Origin of the sequence: Dokdonia sp. R78006 (assembly GCF_042466145.1) — a bacterium.
Taxonomy (GTDB): Bacteria; Bacteroidota; Bacteroidia; order Flavobacteriales; family Flavobacteriaceae; genus Dokdonia.
Genome location: NZ_JAXHBU010000001.1, coordinates 2,344,130 through 2,364,337, shown reverse-complemented (window position 1 = coordinate 2,364,337; position 20,208 = coordinate 2,344,130). Strand labels below are relative to the sequence as shown.

Annotated in this window: 22 protein-coding genes; 18 read left to right on the top strand and 4 right to left on the bottom strand. The window is 34.1% G+C overall.

Translation table 11 applies throughout. The features are described 5' to 3' along the window. The first annotated feature begins 24 nt into the window (after positions 1-24). The 18 genes from SJY37_RS10535 to SJY37_RS10450 all read left to right on the top strand — a co-directional run bounded on the left by SJY37_RS10535 (position 25) and on the right by SJY37_RS10450 (position 16,705). Positions 25-885, top strand: coding sequence for a hypothetical protein (locus SJY37_RS10535; protein WP_379953057.1), 861 nt, complete (start codon positions 25-27; stop codon positions 883-885). A 111-nt stretch (positions 886-996) separates the two neighbouring features. Further along, positions 997-1,662 (top strand): DUF4468 domain-containing protein, encoded by a 666-nt coding sequence (locus tag SJY37_RS10530; RefSeq protein ID WP_379953056.1) that lies wholly within the window; start codon positions 997-999, stop codon positions 1,660-1,662. Positions 1,663-1,744: 82 nt separating this feature from the next. After that, positions 1,745-1,951, top strand: a complete 207-nt coding sequence (locus tag SJY37_RS10525; RefSeq protein ID WP_379953055.1) for a hypothetical protein — start codon at positions 1,745-1,747, stop codon at positions 1,949-1,951. 49 nt (positions 1,952-2,000) lie between these two features. Continuing rightward, positions 2,001-2,273: a hypothetical protein gene (locus SJY37_RS10520; protein WP_379953054.1), complete on the top strand. Its 273-nt coding sequence runs from the start codon at positions 2,001-2,003 to the stop codon at positions 2,271-2,273. 85 nt (positions 2,274-2,358) lie between these two features. Continuing rightward, complete coding sequence (locus tag SJY37_RS10515; RefSeq protein ID WP_379953053.1) at positions 2,359-3,078, top strand: suppressor of fused domain protein; 720 nt, start codon at positions 2,359-2,361, stop codon at positions 3,076-3,078. Positions 3,079-3,201: 123 nt separating this feature from the next. Beyond that, positions 3,202-3,645, top strand: coding sequence for a hypothetical protein (locus SJY37_RS10510; RefSeq protein ID WP_013749594.1), 444 nt, complete (start codon positions 3,202-3,204; stop codon positions 3,643-3,645). Positions 3,646-3,877: 232 nt separating this feature from the next. Next, the gene (locus SJY37_RS10505) at positions 3,878-4,495 is read left to right on the top strand and encodes a hypothetical protein (RefSeq protein ID WP_379953052.1); all 618 of its coding nucleotides are present in this window, start codon (positions 3,878-3,880) and stop codon (positions 4,493-4,495) included. A gap of 138 nt (positions 4,496-4,633) precedes the next feature. After that, positions 4,634-5,005 carry a hypothetical protein gene (locus SJY37_RS10500; RefSeq protein WP_379953051.1) on the top strand — a complete coding sequence of 124 codons (372 nt, stop codon included), beginning with the start codon at positions 4,634-4,636 and terminating at the stop codon, positions 5,003-5,005. 91 nt (positions 5,006-5,096) lie between these two features. Continuing rightward, the gene (locus SJY37_RS10495; protein ID WP_298323919.1) at positions 5,097-5,567 is read left to right on the top strand and encodes a hypothetical protein; all 471 of its coding nucleotides are present in this window, start codon (positions 5,097-5,099) and stop codon (positions 5,565-5,567) included. A 110-nt stretch (positions 5,568-5,677) separates the two neighbouring features. Then, positions 5,678-6,328: a GIY-YIG nuclease family protein gene (locus SJY37_RS10490; protein WP_298323917.1), complete on the top strand. Its 651-nt coding sequence runs from the start codon at positions 5,678-5,680 to the stop codon at positions 6,326-6,328. Positions 6,329-6,420: 92 nt separating this feature from the next. Further along, on the top strand, positions 6,421-7,368 hold the full coding sequence (locus SJY37_RS10485; protein ID WP_379953050.1) for a hypothetical protein: 948 nt from the start codon (positions 6,421-6,423) through the stop codon (positions 7,366-7,368). Positions 7,369-7,464: 96 nt separating this feature from the next. Further along, positions 7,465-8,175: a class I SAM-dependent methyltransferase gene (locus tag SJY37_RS10480; RefSeq protein ID WP_379953049.1), complete on the top strand. Its 711-nt coding sequence runs from the start codon at positions 7,465-7,467 to the stop codon at positions 8,173-8,175. Positions 8,176-8,331: 156 nt separating this feature from the next. Further along, a complete protein-coding gene (locus SJY37_RS10475) occupies positions 8,332-9,906 on the top strand; it encodes a hypothetical protein (RefSeq protein WP_298323911.1) in 1,575 nt (524 codons plus the stop codon). A 113-nt stretch (positions 9,907-10,019) separates the two neighbouring features. Further along, positions 10,020-10,859 (top strand): M23 family metallopeptidase, encoded by an 840-nt coding sequence (locus SJY37_RS10470; RefSeq protein WP_298323909.1) that lies wholly within the window; start codon positions 10,020-10,022, stop codon positions 10,857-10,859. Between the two features lie 172 nt (positions 10,860-11,031). Continuing rightward, positions 11,032-11,541, top strand: coding sequence for a DMP19 family protein (locus SJY37_RS10465; RefSeq protein WP_298323907.1), 510 nt, complete (start codon positions 11,032-11,034; stop codon positions 11,539-11,541). A gap of 117 nt (positions 11,542-11,658) precedes the next feature. Next, positions 11,659-12,438: a YwqG family protein gene (locus tag SJY37_RS10460; protein ID WP_298323905.1), complete on the top strand. Its 780-nt coding sequence runs from the start codon at positions 11,659-11,661 to the stop codon at positions 12,436-12,438. 194 nt (positions 12,439-12,632) lie between these two features. Then, on the top strand, positions 12,633-14,519 hold the full coding sequence (locus SJY37_RS10455) for a CocE/NonD family hydrolase (protein WP_298323903.1): 1,887 nt from the start codon (positions 12,633-12,635) through the stop codon (positions 14,517-14,519). A 356-nt stretch (positions 14,520-14,875) separates the two neighbouring features. After that, a complete protein-coding gene (locus SJY37_RS10450) occupies positions 14,876-16,705 on the top strand; it encodes a PLP-dependent transferase (protein WP_298323901.1) in 1,830 nt (609 codons plus the stop codon). 84 nt (positions 16,706-16,789) lie between these two features. On the opposite strand, the gene SJY37_RS10445 is transcribed toward SJY37_RS10450, so the two are convergent. The 4 genes from SJY37_RS10445 to SJY37_RS10430 all read right to left on the bottom strand — a co-directional run bounded on the left by SJY37_RS10445 (position 16,790) and on the right by SJY37_RS10430 (position 20,199). Continuing rightward, positions 16,790-17,242 carry a peroxiredoxin gene (locus SJY37_RS10445; protein WP_298323899.1) on the bottom strand — a complete coding sequence of 151 codons (453 nt, stop codon included), beginning with the start codon at positions 17,240-17,242 and terminating at the stop codon, positions 16,790-16,792. Between the two features lie 2 nt (positions 17,243-17,244). After that, on the bottom strand, positions 17,245-17,655 hold the full coding sequence (locus SJY37_RS10440) for a 6-carboxytetrahydropterin synthase (protein ID WP_013749607.1): 411 nt from the start codon (positions 17,653-17,655) through the stop codon (positions 17,245-17,247). Continuing rightward, positions 17,652-18,170, bottom strand: a complete 519-nt coding sequence (gene idi, locus SJY37_RS10435) for an isopentenyl-diphosphate Delta-isomerase (protein ID WP_298323890.1) — start codon at positions 18,168-18,170, stop codon at positions 17,652-17,654. Before idi ends, SJY37_RS10440 begins: the two co-directional genes overlap by 4 nt. A gap of 82 nt (positions 18,171-18,252) precedes the next feature. Next, positions 18,253-20,199 carry an OmpA family protein gene (locus SJY37_RS10430; RefSeq protein ID WP_298323888.1) on the bottom strand — a complete coding sequence of 649 codons (1,947 nt, stop codon included), beginning with the start codon at positions 20,197-20,199 and terminating at the stop codon, positions 18,253-18,255. Between the last annotated feature and the right edge of the window lie 9 nt (positions 20,200-20,208).

Below are 20,208 nucleotides of genomic sequence, written 5' to 3'. Positions count from 1 at the left end.
CCTAAGGCACAATCTGAAAAAATTATGACGGAGAACAATCAACTAACTATAAAATTTGGAGGAGAAGGAAATATTAGAATAGAAACTCTGACAGACTTTCTCGACCACTATAAGCAAGTTTTATACTTAATAAATAGCGAATTAGGATATAAGGCTGAAGATATGATTGTTGAAGTCTCTCCACCTGAAAATGGTAGTTTCAAAATAAAAATCAAGTCTAAATACAAAGACTTGATTTTAGACAAAATTGGAGATTTGAGTGTTGGAGTTCTATTAGGCTTAATCGCTATAATTTCTGCTAATATAAACAATGATAACATTACAATCGAAAGAGTAAATGACCTTCTTGAGAAACGGGAATTAATGAATAAAGAAGTACCAAAAATCGTTACAAATGTTTATCGAAATACAGCAGCTAGACAAAAGATTCAACAAACTTTTATTATAGTTAATAATGATGAAAACATTACTGACTTAAAAATCGAACGAAATGAAAAAGAATTTCTAAATATTGATAATTCAGAATTTGTAAAAATAATCAAATCCCAGTCAATTACGGAATTACACAAAATTCAGGAATCTGATATTTTGACTGACGAGGCAACTTTAATAATCAGGACAATACATTTTGAAGGCCAGGCAAAGTGGGCATTTATTTATAGAGGCTATCCAATAAAAGCTTCTATAAAGGATTCTACCTTTTTTGAAAAATTAAATAACGAAGCCTTTAGAAAAGGCGATTTATTAAAAGTAATATTATCAAGAAGACGGAATTTTGATGAAGATTTACAAACATATATTATAGACCAAAGTAGTTACACAATTGATAAGGTATTAAAGCATTCATCGAAAATAGAAAATCAAGGTAGGTTGAACCTCCAATAAAATCTTCTATCTAACAGTAATTTAAAAAATAACATCAGTTATTGCAAACATAAATATTAAGGTATTTTCCAAAGCTTCTAAAGGTAAATCCTCTCTCTTAAAAAATAATATATGAAAAAATCTATATTACTTATTTTACTATTTTCAATCACAAGTCTGTATACTTATGGACAAGAATTTACCGCTCAAGAAAAAAGCATTGTAGGTATATTAAAGGCAGAAGGAAAAACTAAGTCAGACATATTTGCATTAGTAAACAAATGGATTGCAATTAATTATAATTCTGCACAAAATGTCATTCAAATGAATGATAAGGAATCAGGTGATATAATTGTAAAAGGGATTAATAAGGCTACTTATAGAAACATTATGAAGGATTTATATCCTAGTAATAAATACCTTCCAAATTACAACACTTTAGATTTTAATCACACCTTAGAGATTAATGTAAAAGATGACAAATACAGGGTTACTTACACCTTGACTAATATCATTAAACCACAAGAGTTAGCAGGCTATAACATAGATAATCAATACAATATAATTTTTGACATGATTGATTTTACTGGTCTAAAACAAGCAAAAGTAAATGAGTATAATTTATTTATCGAAGACTGGTATAGAAAAGCATTAATCGGTAAAAAGAAAAGAGCCAAAGCAAAAGAACTTACCGTATCAATTTATGAAGAGATGATTAAAGGAACTTCAGAAAGTATGAAAGCAACAATACTTTCTATAGAAAAAAGTGTGAATCTAAAGTCTAATGATGATTGGTAGTTAATTGCATTAAAGTACCTATCTAGCTTAGCTAACAAGACAATTTTACTAAAGCTCATTCATCAATCCAAAAACCAGTACAATGGCAGAAAAGTCAAAAATGCAGCAAAAATTCAATGCCGACAGAGCTGATTATACTGATCGTGACATTCAAATGGAACTACTTTACACCAGCTGGCAAATAAGAATATCCTCAGAAAAAACTAGAGCAAATACCTCTACAATTGTCTGGGTTATCGCAATTGGAATAATATTAAGTGTTGTTATGGCAATTTTTTCTGTTATTTAATTACTCACAAATTCAAAACCAATTATTCTAAAGACTAATAATTTAAAATATGGAAATAAAAATAGGTGCAGACGAACTTATCTTGTGGCTGAGAAAGAATAAAAAGGCAGAAAATGTCACCACAAAACAACTAGGTTTAAAAATTCTTAATTCAATTGAAGACTTAGGTGGAAAATTAATTGAACACGATAAACCTTGTTCTTGGAATACAAAAGCTATTTCAGAAACAATTGATGAATTTAATTTACCAAAAACAGCAAGTCAATATATTCTAGACTCACATAAACTAGATAATTTATACTGTGATTTATCTAGTTGGTAATTCTTTAAGTTATTTTCCAGTGTAAATAAATGCTGATAAGCAACCAATGGCAGCAAAACTGAGTTAAAAAACAACCTCACACAACATGGAAAAATCTGAATCAGGTGCGCCTATTTATCGTTACACAGAATCCAGTAGAAATGATTTTGAGTTAGCTACTGGAGGAGATCATATAGATGATATATCAGATCATATTGAAAAACATATTGGAGAGATTCATATGGTGTTTCATGAGCTTATATCAGATCAAGTTCACATTGATGTACACTGGGTAAAGCCTACAGAAGAAAGACCATTTCATACACTCGTTACTTCTGGCATGAGTGATAAGGCAATGAATACACCAGAAGATGTAATAGATTGCGATTATGCAGAAATTAGTATTTGTCTACCGGCATCCTGGAAAATCTCTGAAGAAGACTTTAAGGATGAAAACAACTACTGGCCTATTCGATGGTTAAAACAAATAGCTAGATTCCCTCACGAATACAACACTTGGGTCGGTTACGGACACACCATACCCAATGGCAACCCCGCCGAGCCTTTTGCTCCAAACACACAGCTTAACACCATGGTACTCTTACCAACTATTGTTTTTAAGGAAGATTTCCATTCTCTAAAGTTGGCAAATAAAACCATTGACTTTTACACATTAATCCCTCTCTATAGCGAAGAAGTTAATGTAAAGATTAAAAAAGGCGTAGAAGCGCTTTTTGACGGCTTTGACAAGCACGCCGTGACAGATATATTAGAATTAAACAGGCCTAATACTGCCAAAAGAAAAAAGCTTTTTGGGTTGTTTTAAGGAGGATAACTTTTAAATCAATGAACTTAAAAATATGACTTGTGTTTAACATGAAACGGTTTGGTCTTTTTATAAGTCAACCTTGATGTAGAGCACTCTTAATAACAATTAAAAACTAAATAAATGAAAAAATTATTACTCCTATTACTAATCACAATATCTGGAAACTCATATGCTCAATCTAGTCCACAAGATTTAATTGACACCTTTTTTGAAACATATGAAAAAGACGCTGGTAAAGCTGTAAAGGAATTATATGAGACAAACAAATGGACTGATAGAATAAAAGATGATATCGATAAAATTATTGGTACTGTGAATGGGTTTTCTGAAAGCTACATGGGTAAGTACTATGGATATGAAATCATAACTACAAAGAAATTTGCTGAGAGCTTTGAATTATATTCATACCTAGTAAAATACGATAGACAGCCCCTTAGGTTTATATTCAAATTTTACAAACCAAATGACAAATGGGTATTATATTCATACGCTCTTGATGATAACTTAGATAATGAAATTCAAGAAGCAGCAAAACTCTATTACTTAGAATTAGATAAAAACTAAACTTAATAGCACCAAAAAAATCATACAAGTGCTATCAACAGTTACCATAATAACAGCTGTATTTTTTGTTTACAATTGGATCATGAATGATGATGGAATTGATTCTACCTTCTCACTAATTACTATCGCAATGGTTTTAGCGATTATTTTCTTGGATAAAAAATACAAGAACATAAAAGCAGAATTACAAACTAGAGAATAGTATAACTAATTATAAAAAAAATAACTATAAATGAAATATTGGATTATCTCACAAACCGAATTATTAGACAAATATTTAATAGCAAACGAAAAGGCTATTTGGATAACTGATTTAACAAAGGGTTCAAATATAGATGACCTTATCGCCTCAAAAAATCTGGGTACGGTACAAAGTATCCGTTATGAAGATTTAAAAGAAATTGTATTTATTGATACAGATGTTACCATAGAATTAAATTTCAAGGATGACAAAACCACCGACGAAGAATTCCAACTTGATAAAGATGTCTATTCAGAAATTCGTGACTATTTAAAGGCCAACTTGAAAGGAACGGAGTTGAAAAATTATTCTGTTTTCAAACAAATCATACCTCAGCTAGTTATTCTAGGTATTATTTCAATTTTCACTGTAGCATCCTATGCCGCTGCAGTAGAAGCGGAAAGTGGAGGAACTGTAAGAACAACAGGCAGAAGAGCCTGGTTAAAGAAAATAATTGCATCTACTGGAGAATTACTAGGAACTACCGGAACTCTTATTATTGGAGTAAGTTTAATTGGACTCTGTATTTACTTTTTAGCTAAGAAAATTCAGCATCCAAAAAAGGGTGAAATCCTTAAAATCACAAATTCCCCAAGATTGAGCTTGTAGTGATACATCTAGGATGTTTGATGGTGTACCATTTAGAATTAACTAAATTAAAATATAGACTACTGGGTATTACTCTGTTCATACTTTCAAGCTTATTTTGAGCTAGAAACGTTATTCTAATCATTGAAAAGTAAACACATGAAAAATATTATACTCCTTACTTTACTATTAATTTTCTCTTATCAGGTGAAGTCTCAAAGCACTTATAAGAAAGAAAGAACATTTTCAAAAAAATGTTATTGTTATGTTGTAAATGAAGATTTGACCAAAGATTATAAAGAGGTAAGTTGTAGACTTACCAAGCTTACCACAGAAGAATTAACCTCATTACAATCTAAATTAAAAGACCTTGATTATGACGTTGATATCACTGGTGTTATTGACCAGAAAACCAACGTTGCATTTCTAAAAGATAAAAAGGAAAGTAGAGTAAGAAAGCGTACCGAAAGAAAAAGATTGAGAAGATCTAAGAAAAATAAAAAAGAGGAAACTAGTTCAGTTAAATCATGAATAATATATGCAAGCTAAGAACGCTATTCACAACACCTTGTAATTAAATTAGTCAATACATTTGACTGTTAAAAAAATCATGCTATAATCTATGAAATCACTCTTTTTAGTTTTATTCTCCTTTATCGCTACTCTTACATACTCTCAGAAGAAGGAAGTTCTGACTTTCAAATTTGATGATATTAATATTGAATACACACGACTTGATTATTCAAATTATGGAATAACGCAATATTTTATCACAATGCATGAAGACAATACTTATCTAAACGCTATTGAAAAGAAATCTATTAATTGCTTGAGAAAAAAAGTAAGATTATATCACACCCTGTACTTCTTTTTAAAAATTCCACCAATTATTAAAAGTACAACCGCAAGAAAAAGATTGTTTTCACAATTTATAAAACATCTGGAGCTTCAAGAAAAGCAAAACAATGTCAATCTGTACTTAAATTTTGATTTGGACTATTCTGGTGATTATATATCAGAACACGATAATGTAAAGAGGATTATCACTGGTATATATCCAAAGAAAATCTGCAAAGTCCTTTCTATTAGATAATAAAAAAAAATAAAAAATTGGCTCGTGGATAATCCGAAACGATAATTTCTTTTTACACGCTACATTTCATATACGGAGACGTTAGGCACCAAATAAAACCAGTAATCTAAATGACAAAAACTGAAATAGAAGAATATTTGCTGAAGCTTGAGCACAAACTCATAATTGAATCTGAAAGAAAAACAATCGAATTGACACGAGATTGGGCAAATTCATTTCCGAATCAATCAGCGGTCTATTTATTTAGAGAAGATGGAGAAATATGTTACGTTGGAGAAACTGGAAGTATTCGTGGCAGAATGAACGATATTCTTAACACCAAGAATCATACAGTTAGACGAAATTTAGGTAATAGTTATTATTCAGATTATCCGAACTATGAAAAAGCAACCTCAAAAAAGAGCTTTACGGACGAAATCGAATTGATGCTTAATGATAGAATTCAAAAACACCTGACTTTATCTTATATCTTAGTTGATTTAGGACGAAAGGAATTGGAAGAAAGACTTTATGCAAAGTTGAATCCAAAATATAGCCTGAAAGGAAAACGTGGAGCTGTAAAAGCATACTCAAAAGCTTTAAAGCAAGCAAAGAATAAAAATGCTTATGAAAGATGGACAACAGAAAGTGACGAGCAATTAGAGAAACTATTTTGCGAGGGAAAAACGACAGCGGAATTGAGCTTGACTTTTGGACGAAATGGAGGAGCAATAAGGTCAAGAATTAAAAAGCTGGAACTGAAAGAAAAGTACGGTGGCTAAAAGAACTGAATTAAAAAACAAGCCTTCAAATACCACGTCCTACATATAACTTGAACCTAAAATTTTCGCCGAAAGGCTAACAAACAATAACCATGCAACATTCATTAATAATCACCCTACTTCTATTATCCATTTCAAGTATTGTTGTTGGGCAAGAATTACCATCACAAAAAACGGAGCGTCACCTTCAAATTAAGGGAACGAATATTTTTATGATTCCTCCAGCATCGTTTGCAGCTTCAAGCAATTTTAAGGGTTTTCAAAATCCACAAGACCCATCTTCCATGATTATGGCTTTTGAAATCCCAGGGCCTTACAGTGAAGTATCAAAAGGGTTTAATGCAGACATGCTCAAGACACAAGGCATGGAAATGAAAACCAGAAAGGAAATTAAAGTAGGTAACTATAGTGGAATACTTCTAGAAATAGAACAACCCGCAAACGGGATGATGTTTTCAAAACACATTCTTATTTATGGTGACGAAAAATCTAGCACCTTACTAAATGGTGTGTATGTAAAGGATTCTCTTGAATTAGGTGAAAAAATAAAACAAAGTGTGCTAAGCACTTTTGTGGACGCTACGGTAGAAAACAACCCTAGAGAGGCACTTAATTACTCACTAAATGAAGATGTAGGCTCTTTAAAATATCTAGCAGTAATAGGTAATGGAATGCTCTTTAATAGAGATCTAAAAACACCAACAGAAAGTATTGATAAAGCAAGCTTACTCACCGATAAATCTTTTGCAAAAGTAAATATCCCAGATAAAAAATTGTTTTGTATCTCGCGATTAAAAAAATACCCTGATGACTACTCGGTAATCCCAAGCAAGGGAATCAACGATATAACAATTGACGGACTAGATGGTTTTGAGCTCTTTGCCACAAATAATGACGACAATCTCGAAGAGATGTATCAAGTGATTTTATTTGATGAAAATGGAGGGTATTATTTATTTGTAGGAACCTACGTCCCTGGAAGTAGTCAAGCAATATCAGACATAAAGAACGTTGTGCAAACTTTTGAAAGGAAGGAGTAGTTGTGATTAGTATATTGCTTTTAAGATGGCAAATTCTTTAAAAACACTCTTCTTACGTCTACGCAAATCGCAAATAACACTAACCAACTACGGCAGATGAAGGAAATTTACGAACCGAAATTTGTAGAAAGGCTATTTGATAACATGTCAAGTTCTTATACAAAAATGAATTACATCACATCATTTGGGTTCAGCGAAAGATGGAGAAGACAATGTGTGGAGGAAATTGACATTGAAGGAGGGAAAGTTGTGGTTGATCTAATGACTGGAATGGGAGAATGCTGGAAACATATTTTAAAAAACTCAGATAGTAACTCTCAACTAATTGGTCTTGACTTTTCATCTGGAATGATTAATCGCGCTGAACGAAGAAAGCTTAAATTCAGCGATTCTAACATAACATTGCTAAAGGAAAATGTATTTAATAACTCTATAGAAAGTGGTTCTGCAGATTGCGTGATTTCTGGGTTTGGATTAAAAACATTTAATGATGAGCAACTTGTACAACTTGCCAATGAAATTGACCGGATTCTAAAGCCAAACGGAAAGTTCTCATTGATTGATGTTTCTGTGCCGAAAATCAGAATTTTAAAACCTTTTTATATGTTTTACTTAAAGAATATTATTCCGATTTTAGGGAAAGTATTTTTAGGAAGTCCTGAGACCTACAAGATGCTAGGTATTTACACTCAAGAATTCGGGAACTCTAAAAATGTATTTGATATTTTTAATAAAGCCAATTTTGAAGTTGAGTATATTGAATATTTTTTCGGTTGCGCTAGCGGAATTAGAGGTGTAAAAAAATAACCTTTTAAAATTGAGAACTGAGTTAGAAACAAGACTTCTACTACCAAGTTAACCATATAACTTCAACCTAAAATTTTCGCCGAAAGGCTAACAAACAATAACATTAAAGCTTCTTATATTACAACCATCTTTACCCACTTTGAATAACTAACAACCATGATAAAAAACATTACAGTACTCCTCTTACTCTTAATAAGCTTTAATAGTTATGCACAAGATGTTGCTATTACTAAAAGTGAGATTTTTAAAGACTCTAAAAAACGTAGCTCCCTTAAATTTTCTTTAGAAAGTGACAATGGCGAACTAGTAACTATAAGAGCATATTATGGAGGTCTCCTACAAACACTTAAAGGATATTACATACAGCACTTTGACACCGATTTAAAACTACTTAATGAGGTAACTTATGAGGTGAAGGATAACACTATAAAAAATGCATTCATTAAAGACAATCAGCTCCATTTAATAGAATACACCATAAATAAAAAATCTGATAAGATTGCTTTTAACGCAGTTTCGGCAGATTTAAAAGATCTTAAGTTCAGTACTAAGGAAATACTTTCCTTCTCTGAAGAGAATCAAAAAAAGTATTTTGGTATTGCAATATTTCCAATTGTGATAAGCAATTTATCTCAGTTAGATAGTGACCACACAGGTGAAGTAGTCATGTCTAAAAACAACAACTACTTTGTAATCAACTTTGACATCAATAACAAGGAACAGGAAACCCATAAAATTTTTGTTTTTGACAGCAATTTCAATAAGGTGTATGATCAATTGATTCAAAAAGATGTGAGAGATAAGGACTTTACTTATGAAAATGTAGACATAGATGACACTAATGGAACGGTATATTTTTTAGGAAAGGTTCATGAAAAACAATCCAAAGAATCTAAGAAGAAGGGAGAAATCAGTTATCATTATGAGCTTTACAAAGTTGACGCAAAGGGACAAACCGAGACTAATTTAAAAGATAACGACAAGTTTATCTCCTCCCTAGAGCTTGTAAAATCTAAAGACGGATTATCCTGCATAGGCTTTTATGGTCAAAAGAACGCAAACCGAATTAATGGTGTAACCCTCTTTAATTTAAATCCCGAAACGCTTAAGATCGAGAAGAAAAAATTCACACCTTTTTCTGAAGAATTTCTGAATGATAAGTACGGAAATAAAGAAGGCAAGAAGAAAAGGAAAAAAGAAAAGGGAATAAAGAATATTGATTTTAAAGGTGTTTACATCATGGGCAACGGTGACATTGTTCTAAATGCAGAGGAGTTTTATACTACCGTACACACCTCAATGGGTACTAACGGTAGTATGAGAACGCGCATTGTCTATCACTTTGACGATATTATGAGTGTAAAACTAGATAAGGATGGAAATTTAAAATGGGCACGAAATATTAATAAAAGGCAAACAGGTTTTGGAACGAGTTCTTTTACCTCAATCCCCGTCGCTCAGGATTCTTACTTCTTTATAAATTGCTCTGATAATATTAAAAAATTGAGTGCAGATAGAATTTCCTTCAGACAAACAAAGGCTAAAAAATCAAACCTTTACATGATTAAAATTAATCAAGATGGAGATTTTGACTTCAAAAAGCTTATTGATGACAAAGAGTCAAAAGTGTATTACATTGTAAATAATGGTAACGTCAATCTTGATAATCAAACAGTCATACTTCCAGGTAAAAAAGGAAAAAACACTAGGATCTTAAAGCTTAGACTTTAGGTTTTTTACGCTTTCGCGAAAGCGTGCTTGAAGCTTTGATACAAGCCAACATTAAAAACAGTATACATCCTCTATGTAAGCTTATGATTGAGATATTAATTAAAAAATCAACATTGAAAAAACTTATCCTTTTACTATCTATCGTTTGCCTTGCAGCTTGTAAAAGCCTTAATAATTTCCCAAAGGAAAAATACTATGCGTTTCAATATAACTTTAATAACGTATATGAGAATGATACTATATCCTTTCAATTAAAGAATTCTCTTATGTGTCCCATGAACGTCAGACTTGTTGAAGATCCTGCGAATCCTGACCTAGCAACTCTTTTCGGGCAGGTAACCCTAAGTAAACTGCAAGACACCATCATTAAGATTCATTATCCAGATGTACAATCTACTATAAAACCAAAATACAGCATTAGATATGGGGATTTGCAGCGTGAAGTCAACAAAAGCAGCATAGGCTTACCTTTTCCAAAAGGTAAGCAGTACAACATCATTCAGGGATTTAAATCAAGGTTTTCTCATAACACAGTTTTTAGTAGATATGCAATTGATTTTGATCTAAGCATAGGAGATACCATCGTAAGTGTTGATGATGGATATGTGGTAGGCTTGATTGAGGAATACAAAGATCATGGTACAAGCCAGCAATGGAGGGATAATGATAAAAGTAATTACCTAACCGTTTACCATCCTGACAGTGGTTTGTACTCTCAATATGTACACTTAAACCATGATGGAGCAATCGTTGAGCTTGGAGATTATGTGGAGAAAGGACAACCCATCGCAATTAGTGGAATGACGGGTTTTACCACCGTTGAGCATTTACATTTTAACGTTAAAATTCCATCTGCAACTAATGGCCTCATATCTACCGAGTATACATTTGATAATGCAGTAGATGCAAGTACATTAAAAAAAGGTGATGTTCTCAGAAATTACAATGAATAGAAAAATGTCTACCCATTAACTCAGTGCTGTTTGAGTAATTACGCTTTCGCGAAAGCGAACCTGTAACAATTAAAATCTTCATGAAACATATTTTAGTACTCCTACTCTGCTTACATCTTGCCAGTTCTTTTAGTCAAATAGCTAGTCAGAAAAAAATTGTAGCGATAAAACTATGGGTATTTTCAATTTCTTTAAGAAAAAGAACAAAACAATAATTGTTCAAAATGAGATTCAAGTCAAAGAACCGTTTGAAATTATTATGGAAATTGATGAGCACCTCAATAAAATCTCCAACTATGGCAGAGATTTATCCAGATTGAATTCTTCTCAACAACTTGTCTTAATAATTGGGAATCTAGTTCGAGAAATTAACAATGGTGGTTTCAACCAATTCTACTTTAACTCGAGTGGTGCATATGCTCAAATCACTTCTGATTATTTAAGAAAAATCAAAGCAATCAAGACTGCATGTTTAGTAAAAAAAGCCAATCTTGAATGGCCAGAAAACAAGGTGCCATTTGAGCAAAAAGAAAGGCAGGCAATATTATCTATTATAGAAGGTAAAGCAGAACATATCTGGGAAGATTGCGACCAGCAATTTTACAAATGTGAAGATGACTTAGAACGTTTATTGGTCGATTTTGTAAATGATAACCGCGCAGATTTTGATACTCATCCATGATTAATTCTCATTATTCATTTAACTATCTGATTTTATTATACACATTTTCTACATTGAGAAGACATTATGAATTTCTGGAAAAAACTATTTAAAAGCAAAGAGAACAAACCCAAAGCTATGTCACATTTTGATAAGTATCGCGAGTATCTCAATAATCTTGACTTAAAAACATTTACTGATTTAGAAAACCTTGTAAAGCCTTTAATTAGAACGGCTACTAAGCTAGAGGTTTTACCAGCTTCTAGACCACCAGAAAACTCTCAAATGCTCTCACATTTTGGGGGACACCCATATTTTAAAAAGGGAGAATCATGGCCAAAAACTAACAAAGGAGATCATCTAGCCTTTATCTTCCAAATTTTCAACACTCCAGAATTGGAACTTCCAGAAAATATTGCATTAATTCAATTCTATTACGATTGGGAAGAGTTTCCTTGGGAAACATCAAGTGACGGCTGGTTAGTCAAAATCTATAAAAAAGTGAACCAAGATAAACTAGAATTTATTGCGACACCCAGCACCTTAGAAACGTCTAAGTATTGCTTGATAAATTTTAGCTCTACAAAATCTCTCCCTGACTGGGAAGGTATAGATCTTCACAGTCCAGCGGCTTCTAAACTATCTTGTGTTCTTGACGAAAATGAGCCTTGGAATAGTTATGATCAAGTTGTTGAAAAGCTGATAGGAGAACAAGATTATTTGAGTCAGCTGGGAGGTTATCCTAATTGGGTACAAGGTGAAGAAACACCTACTGACGGCGATGGAAACCCAATGAAGTTTCTATTCCAGATAGACTCCGAAGATAATGCCGGATTGATGTGGGGAGATGTAGGGCTGATTTATGTTTTTTATGATGAATCTTCTGGAAAGATAGAGTTCACCTTACAGTGCCACTAGACTTTGCACGCAATCCCAAGGTTGTTTGATGTCACTATATGCGTAATTGCAATTAACGCCCAACACCTATATATCTCAATATTAGCTGCTTGTTACCACAAAAATTATAAGCACCAATAAATTCATTGTATATTTAGAATCATATTTATTGATTAATTATTGTAATACATATTACAATCTAATATCCCTATACGATGAAGAAAATTACGTTTCTTTTGTTTCTATCGCTTGCGATGTCTATGATATCGAGCGACACTCTTTACGCACAAAACGATGTACTCGCCGAACTTGAACAAATAGCTATTGTAGATCAAAAGGTCATGATGCCTATGCGTGATGGCATACGCCTCGCTACTGATATTTATAGACCAAAGACGAGTGGTAAGGTTCCTATAATTTTCTCGCGAACTCCCTATAATTTTAATTCTTGGGGTGACGGAAAACAAAGAACAAGAACAGCCGAAAGAGCGCTAGAAGCTGTAAAAAGAGGATATGCCTACGTAGTTCAAAACGAACGAGGAAGATACTACTCTGAAGGTGAATGGGATATTCTAGGCGTACCGCTCACAGATGGATATGACGCATTTACATGGATGAAAAATCAATCATGGTCTAACGGGAAAATTGGCACACTTGGCTGCTCCTCTACTGCAGAGTGGCAGATGGCAGTTGCAGCTTTAGATCATCCATCTCATGCAGCTATGGTACCGCAAGGCTATGGAGCTGGCGTAGGAAGAATAGGCGATATTCAAGAACAAGGAAACTGGTATCGTGGTGGTGTTGAGCAAATGCTCTTTTTCTCCTGGTTGTATGGCGTAGAGCATGATAAATTTAAACCTCGTATTCCTGCGGGAGCGACACAAGAGGATTTAATAAGAATTTCACGATTTTATGATTTAGCACCAGAAAATCCGCCAGTTGATATGGCAGAGGCTTTGAAGCACTTGCCTATTCAAGATATTTTGAAAAACATCAACGGTAAGAATGAGATTTTTGACAAAATGATACGTCGTAAACCTAACGACAAGGCATGGTTTGAAGGTGGCATTTATCATGACAACAAAGATATTGGTGTTCCTAGTTTCTGGTTTGCCTCTTGGTATGATGTTTCCATTACTCCTAACCTAGCCTTATTTAACCACGTAAGAAATAATACTAAGGATGAGAGCATAAGAGATAATCAATATCTCGTAATCGCTCCTACCCTACACTGTGCATACACAAGAGCAACTGAAAATACTATTGTGGGTGAGCGCAGCGTAGGTGATGCAACACTCAATTATGAAGAGCAGATTTATGGTTGGTTTGATTTATGGCTCAAGGGAGAGAAAAATGATTTTAAAGAAAAAACACCTAGGGTTCAGTACTACACCATGGGTAGCAATAAATGGCAAGCTGCGGAAACTTGGCCACCTAAAAAAGCTGAACCTACCACCTATTATTTAAATAGTAATGGAAATGCTAATAGCCGTTTTGGAGACGGAACATTATCCACCAACAAAGCTACTGCAGATAATGTAGACGGCTTTACTTATGACCCAATGCAACCGGTTCCTTCTTATGGTGGTAATGTATGTTGTACAGGTAACGCCGTTCAAGGTGGCGCTTTTGATCAACAACAAATGGAAACCAGAAACGATATCTTAGTGTATACCACAGATCCGCTAGAGGAAGGCGTAGAAGTATCTGGTTTTATAAATAGCACCTTATACGTATCATCTGATGTGAAAGACACCGACTTTACTATCAAGCTGATTGATGTTTATCCAGACGGTACAGCTTACAATCTGGATGAAACGATACAGCGCGCAAGATACCGAGAAGGTTATGACAAAGAGGTATTTATGGAGGAGGGCGAAGTTTACAAACTAGACCTCACACCGATGTCTACTAGTAACTATTTCAAAAAAGGACATCGTATTCGTGTAGAAATCTCAAGCAGTAACTTCCCACGTTTTGCTCGCAATCTCAATACAGGAGGAAATAATTATGATGAAAAAGAAGGTATTGTAGCGCATAATAGCGTGCATCATTCGGCGGTGCACGGATCATCTATCGAGCTACCAATTATCAAAGATTAGATAACAACCATCATTGTAAGTTTTCAATGTATAATAGCTTGGCTATTTACTAGCTGAGTCATTTCATTGTTAAACCTTCATTAAAAAATAATAATTCACAGTGCGAGTCTTTGCTATTGCAAATGACTCGCATACTTTTGTAAAATCGTTTTATCTGCTCATGCTTTACTTGATTTTTTAAGTAAATTAATGGTTTACATTACTTGTAATTAGCCACATTTACACTAATTGAAATAAGTACTATTTGAGAGTATTTACTGTTAGGAATAGCCGATAATAGCGTCTAAAATTATCCTTTAAAAAATTAATATTCAAGGTGTCTTTATGTGATGAAGACACACTTTTAAAATTTATAAATGTTACACTACATCAAAGAAGTACTCGATAATATGCCCAACGACTGGATAGGTCTCACCACCCACCGATTGGATATTTATAATGAAAAGCTTGCAAAATCTGAGTTTTTAGATGAATTTGAAGCTTTATATAATGAGAAAAATGCAACTACTGCTGCGCTAGCAAATCTTCCTACAGCTTATGATTACATAAGGTTAGGCCACCCACTTTCTAGTATTCTAGAATGGAGCGTTGCGAGATTACTAGACCTTGAAGCAGATAGTGTTATTAGCTTTGACTCTATTACCGTTCCAGTACTTGCCGTGCTGAGAAAGAATTTATTAGACGGTAAAAAAACACAAATCAACTACACGGGAAAACTTCCTGCTATTTTCGATGCAGAAGCCTTAAAACGTGTTTACGGATATCACTTCGAACTTAATCAAGTGACCAGCCCACAAGATATTTCGGCTTTTGACGGGAGTACTGTTTATCTCTCGCAAGAGAACCAAATAAAGGCAGAACCTCTAGCAAACAACGTTGATTTTCACGTAAGTGTTTACAAAAATATTGGTAGTCTGCTCGTTATAAATGGGGAGAAGAACGCGCACTATGTTTCAGATATCCAACATGTGCGCAGAAGGGAAACTATCGCCATGACGCCTTCAAATTCTTTGGTAGCATTAAAATCATTGGTAAACAATGCTCCTATAGATTACACGGCTGGTGATGTTGCAAAAGATAAAGCACGTGTACACGAACTCATCAAAGAAGTAAATGGAACCAACACAGAGCCTCTCGTAGCTTCTAGCGGACTTTCTATACAATATGCTATCATGATGGGATTAGTAGACGATGCTATCAATACACATCCTGGTAAGGCGATTAAATTTATTGTTCCTCCTAACTGTTATGGTGGGACAAATAATCAAGCTAGACGCGTTGCTGCTTGCCTTGATAATATAGAAGTAGTAGATCTTCCTGTAGATGGTGATAATGATATGGTGCAGAGCATAGACACTGTACTCACAAAAATTGCTGCAGAGGACGCAGTACCCTATATTATTGCAGAAATACCAACGAACCCAAGAGTAGAAGTTCCAGATCTTTTACAACTAAAAGAGGCGCTTAGTAAAAAACGCACTACGCCTACTGGAGCAACGGCAATAGACCCTGTTTTTATTCTTGACCAAACATTTTGCCCTAATGTTCACTTCTTAGGAGAAGATAAGATACTATCTACGGTACGCACCATTTCTTATGCCAGCGGATCAAAATTTCCAAGTGGTGGTAAATGTACTGCAGGCTATTGCGTGGTAAACAATAAAGCAGAAGACCTCATTAAAAGTATCGCTTTTCACCTTGAGCTTTGTGATAACGAGGCTACAGATTTACAATATGAGATACTAGCCGCACAGTTACCTTCTATGAACGATCGTATTGCAGCAGCTTATGTAAACACGCGTGAGTTTGTAACCTTTATAGAAAAAGAACTTCCAGGTGCAAAAATTAATTTTGTGTCTGAAGAGCTAGCAGCACAAGGATTTACTCCTTCTGTATTTTCTCTGGACTTACCTACTAAAGGAGCTAATGACTTAGAAAGAGAGCAATACAAAAGAGCTCTCAATCTTAAGCTCATTAATTTAATGATTACAGAGATTCCTAATGAAAGTAAATTTTGTGTGAGCTACGGCCAGCTTAAAGGATGTTATTGGACTATTCCTGCAACCTCTACGCAAGGAACTACTAAGGAGGGCGATAAAGACTATATCGTGAGAGCTTCTCTCTCACCAGATTTAGATCTGGATTTACATAAAAAGGTATTTCTAGATTTTGTAAAATCTATATAACATAAAAAGGGAGATGCTAAGCATCTCCCTTTTATTTTTGTGGTGGTATGTAATGGTTACGCTTTCGCGAAAATATACTTTTCCTTACAATCCTTTAATAACTGCAAGCGCTTTAGGTATATGTTTTGCAGCCATCATGCTGTTGAAACGCATCCTTATAATTCCACTTGCATCTACTACGAATGTTTCTCTACCAGGTAGTAGACCCAATAATTCATTCTTAACACCATATTTTTTACGCACTTTGTTACTTGTATCTGAGAGTGTGTCAAATGGCAAATTATGCTTTGCTTTAAAACGTTTATGGCTTTCTACACTATCTGCACTTATACCAAATACTTTTGCTCCTGCATCTGTAAAATCTTGGTATTGATCTCTAAAGCTACAAGCCTGAGCTGTACATCCAGGTGTAAAGTTTTTAGGGTAGAAATAAATTACCATAGACACTTTCCCTATCAATTCGTCTACTAATACTGCTACGTTATCCTGATTATTAAGTGTAAAACCAGGTGCTCTATCTCCTATCTTTAATGCCATAACTACTCGCCTTTATAGGTTACAAAGTTACGAGGCGTCTCATATAAGGTGATCTCTAGATCAAATTTAGGGTCTAAAACCGCTTTAATCTTTTTATGAATAACAACAGCAATATTTTCTGCAGTAGGATTAAGCGTTTTAAACTCTGGAACCTCAAGATTAAGGTTTTTGTGGTCTAAATAATCCTCTACCTCTGCTTTTATAATATCCTTTAAAATCTTAAGGTCAATGAGAAATCCTGTTTCGGGATCAATTTCTCCACTTACACTAACCGTAAGGTCATAATTATGACCATGAAAATTTGGGTTACTACACTTCCCAAATATTTGCATATTCTTTGCGTCGTCCCAGTCTGCTCTATACAATCTGTGAGCGGCATTAAAATGCGCTTTTCTGTGTGCAGTTATTCTCATCGCTTAATGTGTGTATAAAATTTGTCAAAAATGATTTTAAACCACTCTGTATATAGTTCTGGATGATTTGTGATATCAGTTTTCACATCTTCTAAATCCATCCATTTCCAAGCTGCAACTTCGTCTTCATTGATAGCCGGCGATTGTTCAGAATGACCTATTAGAATATGATCTAGCTCATGTTCTGTAAGACCGTTATCAAAAGGAGCTTTGTAAATAAATGAGATCGTCTCTTCTAAAGGTACAGAGAAGCCCATTTCTTCTTGTAGACGTCGCATACCAGCTTCTATATTACTTTCACCTTCACGCTGGTGACTACAGCAGGTATTTGTCCACAGTCCGGGACTGTGGTATTTATGTAATGCTCGTTGCTGTAACATAAGTTCGTTCTTACTGTTAAAAACAAACACTGAAAAAGCTCTGTGTAACACAGCTTTTTCATGAGCTTCCATTTTGGGCATAAGCCCTATTTGATTGTCATTTTCATCAACAAGGATGACTAATTCTTCTTTCATAAGCTTTGTAAAAATACAAATAACTCATAAAAAAAGCGCCTCAATTGAGGCGCTCTTATTATTAATATATGAGATTCTAGTACTAATTGCTTACCACTATAAATTCACTACGTCTATTTAATTGATGTTGCTCCTTACTACAACGTACACCATTACCACAGTCATTAACAAGTCGTGTCTCTCCGTAGCCCTGACCAGTCAATCTTGAGGCACTTATTCCTTTTGAAATAAGCCAGTCTCTAGTAGAAACATTCCTATTTTGTGATAAATTAAGGTTGTATGCATCTCTACCTCTACTATCTGTGTGAGATCTTACGTCTATGCGCACAGATGGGTAAGTTTCCATATACACCAACACCTTAGCAAGCTCTACCTCTGCGTCTGGTCGTATATCATACTTATCAAAGTTGAAATAAATTGGATTAAGATCTAATATTTTTGCAATATCATCTCCAGGAACCACTGGTTTCAAAGTTTTTTCAAGTTCTAATAACTCTTCAATTTCTCCAGACTCATTAGGTATAGTAATCATCTTTTCTGATGTGTTATACCCATCTTTCTCTGCTCTTATCAAGAAAATTTTATCACAATCCGGAATAAATGCAAATGCTGCTGAAGAACTAGTAACAACAGATTTAAATAAGTTATTATTTGTATCATAAAGACTAACTGTAGTACCTTCAAGATAATCTCCAGTGTCTTTGTCTGTAACCACTCCAGAAAGTAAAATATCACAGGCGACCTTAGGTTTACTTATCTGCTTGAGCATGTAGATGTCATCATTAGTACCCGCATTACCACGATTAGATGATAGAAAACCCATATTAGATTCACTATTAATTACAAATCCAAAGTCATCTTTTGAAGTATTTGCAGGTTCTCCTAAATTAAGGATTTCTGCAATTTCTCCATTTTTACCTAAAGCAGTTACAAATAAGTCTAACCCTCCTAATCCAGGATGGCCATTAGAGGCAAAATAAAGATCACTTTCAGCACTAATAAATGGAAATGACTCTCTACCCTCTGTATTAATGTTCCCCCCTAAGTTTACAGGTGTCCCGTAAGTTCCATCTTCATTAATTGATACATACCATAAATCTGATAATCCAAATGTACCTGGCATGTCGGAAGAGAAGTATAAACGTTTACCATCTGAACTTAAAGCAGGGTGAGCAACTGTATATTGATTACTATTAAATGGAAGCTCCTGCGAATCTGTCCATTTACCGTCAACTAGTGACGCTTTGTAAAGTTTAAGCTTGTTTGTACCATCATTACCTTCTCTGTACTTCCCATTATTATAGTTATTACGAGTAAAGTAAACTGTTTTACCATCTTGAGAAAATACAGGAGAACTTTCGTGATATTGTGTATTCAAATAAGGGCTAAATTTACTTACATAATTGTTTCCATTAGCAACATCAACTTTGTCTAGGTCAACTTCATATAAGCTTAAGAAAGGCTGTCCATTCCACTTATGAATGCGCTTTATAAAAGACCCAGTATCTCTGTTTGAAGCAAAAATAAGTTTGTCCTTATATAACATAGGACCAAAATCTGAATAACCGGAGTTAATCGTAGTTTTTGAAACTTCATAAGACCCTTTTTGATAATCAATCTCTCTAAGGTAATCCGGTGATTCCTTAAATAGACCAGCTCGTTTATCATCCTCTTTAAGATCAAAGAATCTAGACATCATTCTGTCTGATAATGCGTAATCCTTTATAGCCCTTAAGGACAATGCGTATCTAAAGTAAGCTTCCGATTCTGCGGCTTCAGGGAACTTCTGGATTAACTTGCCAAAATATATCGCAGACTTATCATAGTGTGCATTTAGATAATAAGAATCTCCTAATCTTTTGTATAAATCTGCAGATTCATAACCCTTATCTGCTACTTTTTGGTAAATCTCTTGTGCATCAACGAAGTCATATTGATTAAATTTCTTAGTTCCACGCTCTATTTTTCCTTCCTGTGCGTTTCCTACTATTGTAGCAAACAAAAGGAGTATAATAGTAATATGTTTCATAGTAGAGTT

What these genes read in the sequence shown, in the direction of transcription:
- SJY37_RS10535 (WP_379953057.1), top strand. Translation starts at nt 25, where the DNA reads ATGACGGAGAACAATCAACTAACTATAAAATTTGGAGGAGAAGGAAAT.
- SJY37_RS10530 (WP_379953056.1), top strand. Translation starts at nt 997, where the DNA reads ATGAAAAAATCTATATTACTTATTTTACTATTTTCAATCACAAGTCTG.
- SJY37_RS10525 (WP_379953055.1), top strand. Translation starts at nt 1,745, where the DNA reads ATGGCAGAAAAGTCAAAAATGCAGCAAAAATTCAATGCCGACAGAGCT.
- SJY37_RS10520 (WP_379953054.1), top strand. Translation starts at nt 2,001, where the DNA reads ATGGAAATAAAAATAGGTGCAGACGAACTTATCTTGTGGCTGAGAAAG.
- SJY37_RS10515 (WP_379953053.1), top strand. Translation starts at nt 2,359, where the DNA reads ATGGAAAAATCTGAATCAGGTGCGCCTATTTATCGTTACACAGAATCC.
- SJY37_RS10510 (WP_013749594.1), top strand. Translation starts at nt 3,202, where the DNA reads ATGAAAAAATTATTACTCCTATTACTAATCACAATATCTGGAAACTCA.
- SJY37_RS10505 (WP_379953052.1), top strand. Translation starts at nt 3,878, where the DNA reads ATGAAATATTGGATTATCTCACAAACCGAATTATTAGACAAATATTTA.
- SJY37_RS10500 (WP_379953051.1), top strand. Translation starts at nt 4,634, where the DNA reads ATGAAAAATATTATACTCCTTACTTTACTATTAATTTTCTCTTATCAG.
- SJY37_RS10495 (WP_298323919.1), top strand. Translation starts at nt 5,097, where the DNA reads ATGAAATCACTCTTTTTAGTTTTATTCTCCTTTATCGCTACTCTTACA.
- SJY37_RS10490 (WP_298323917.1), top strand. Translation starts at nt 5,678, where the DNA reads ATGACAAAAACTGAAATAGAAGAATATTTGCTGAAGCTTGAGCACAAA.
- SJY37_RS10485 (WP_379953050.1), top strand. Translation starts at nt 6,421, where the DNA reads ATGCAACATTCATTAATAATCACCCTACTTCTATTATCCATTTCAAGT.
- SJY37_RS10480 (WP_379953049.1), top strand. Translation starts at nt 7,465, where the DNA reads ATGAAGGAAATTTACGAACCGAAATTTGTAGAAAGGCTATTTGATAAC.
- SJY37_RS10475 (WP_298323911.1), top strand. Translation starts at nt 8,332, where the DNA reads ATGATAAAAAACATTACAGTACTCCTCTTACTCTTAATAAGCTTTAAT.
- SJY37_RS10465 (WP_298323907.1), top strand. Translation starts at nt 11,032, where the DNA reads ATGGGTATTTTCAATTTCTTTAAGAAAAAGAACAAAACAATAATTGTT.
- SJY37_RS10460 (WP_298323905.1), top strand. Translation starts at nt 11,659, where the DNA reads ATGTCACATTTTGATAAGTATCGCGAGTATCTCAATAATCTTGACTTA.
- SJY37_RS10455 (WP_298323903.1), top strand. Translation starts at nt 12,633, where the DNA reads ATGAAGAAAATTACGTTTCTTTTGTTTCTATCGCTTGCGATGTCTATG.
- SJY37_RS10450 (WP_298323901.1), top strand. Translation starts at nt 14,876, where the DNA reads ATGTTACACTACATCAAAGAAGTACTCGATAATATGCCCAACGACTGG.
- SJY37_RS10445 (WP_298323899.1), bottom strand. Translation starts at nt 17,242, where the DNA reads ATGGCATTAAAGATAGGAGATAGAGCACCTGGTTTTACACTTAATAAT.
- SJY37_RS10440 (WP_013749607.1), bottom strand. Translation starts at nt 17,655, where the DNA reads ATGAGAATAACTGCACACAGAAAAGCGCATTTTAATGCCGCTCACAGA.
- idi (WP_298323890.1), bottom strand. Translation starts at nt 18,170, where the DNA reads ATGAAAGAAGAATTAGTCATCCTTGTTGATGAAAATGACAATCAAATA.
- SJY37_RS10430 (WP_298323888.1), bottom strand. Translation starts at nt 20,199, where the DNA reads ATGAAACATATTACTATTATACTCCTTTTGTTTGCTACAATAGTAGGA.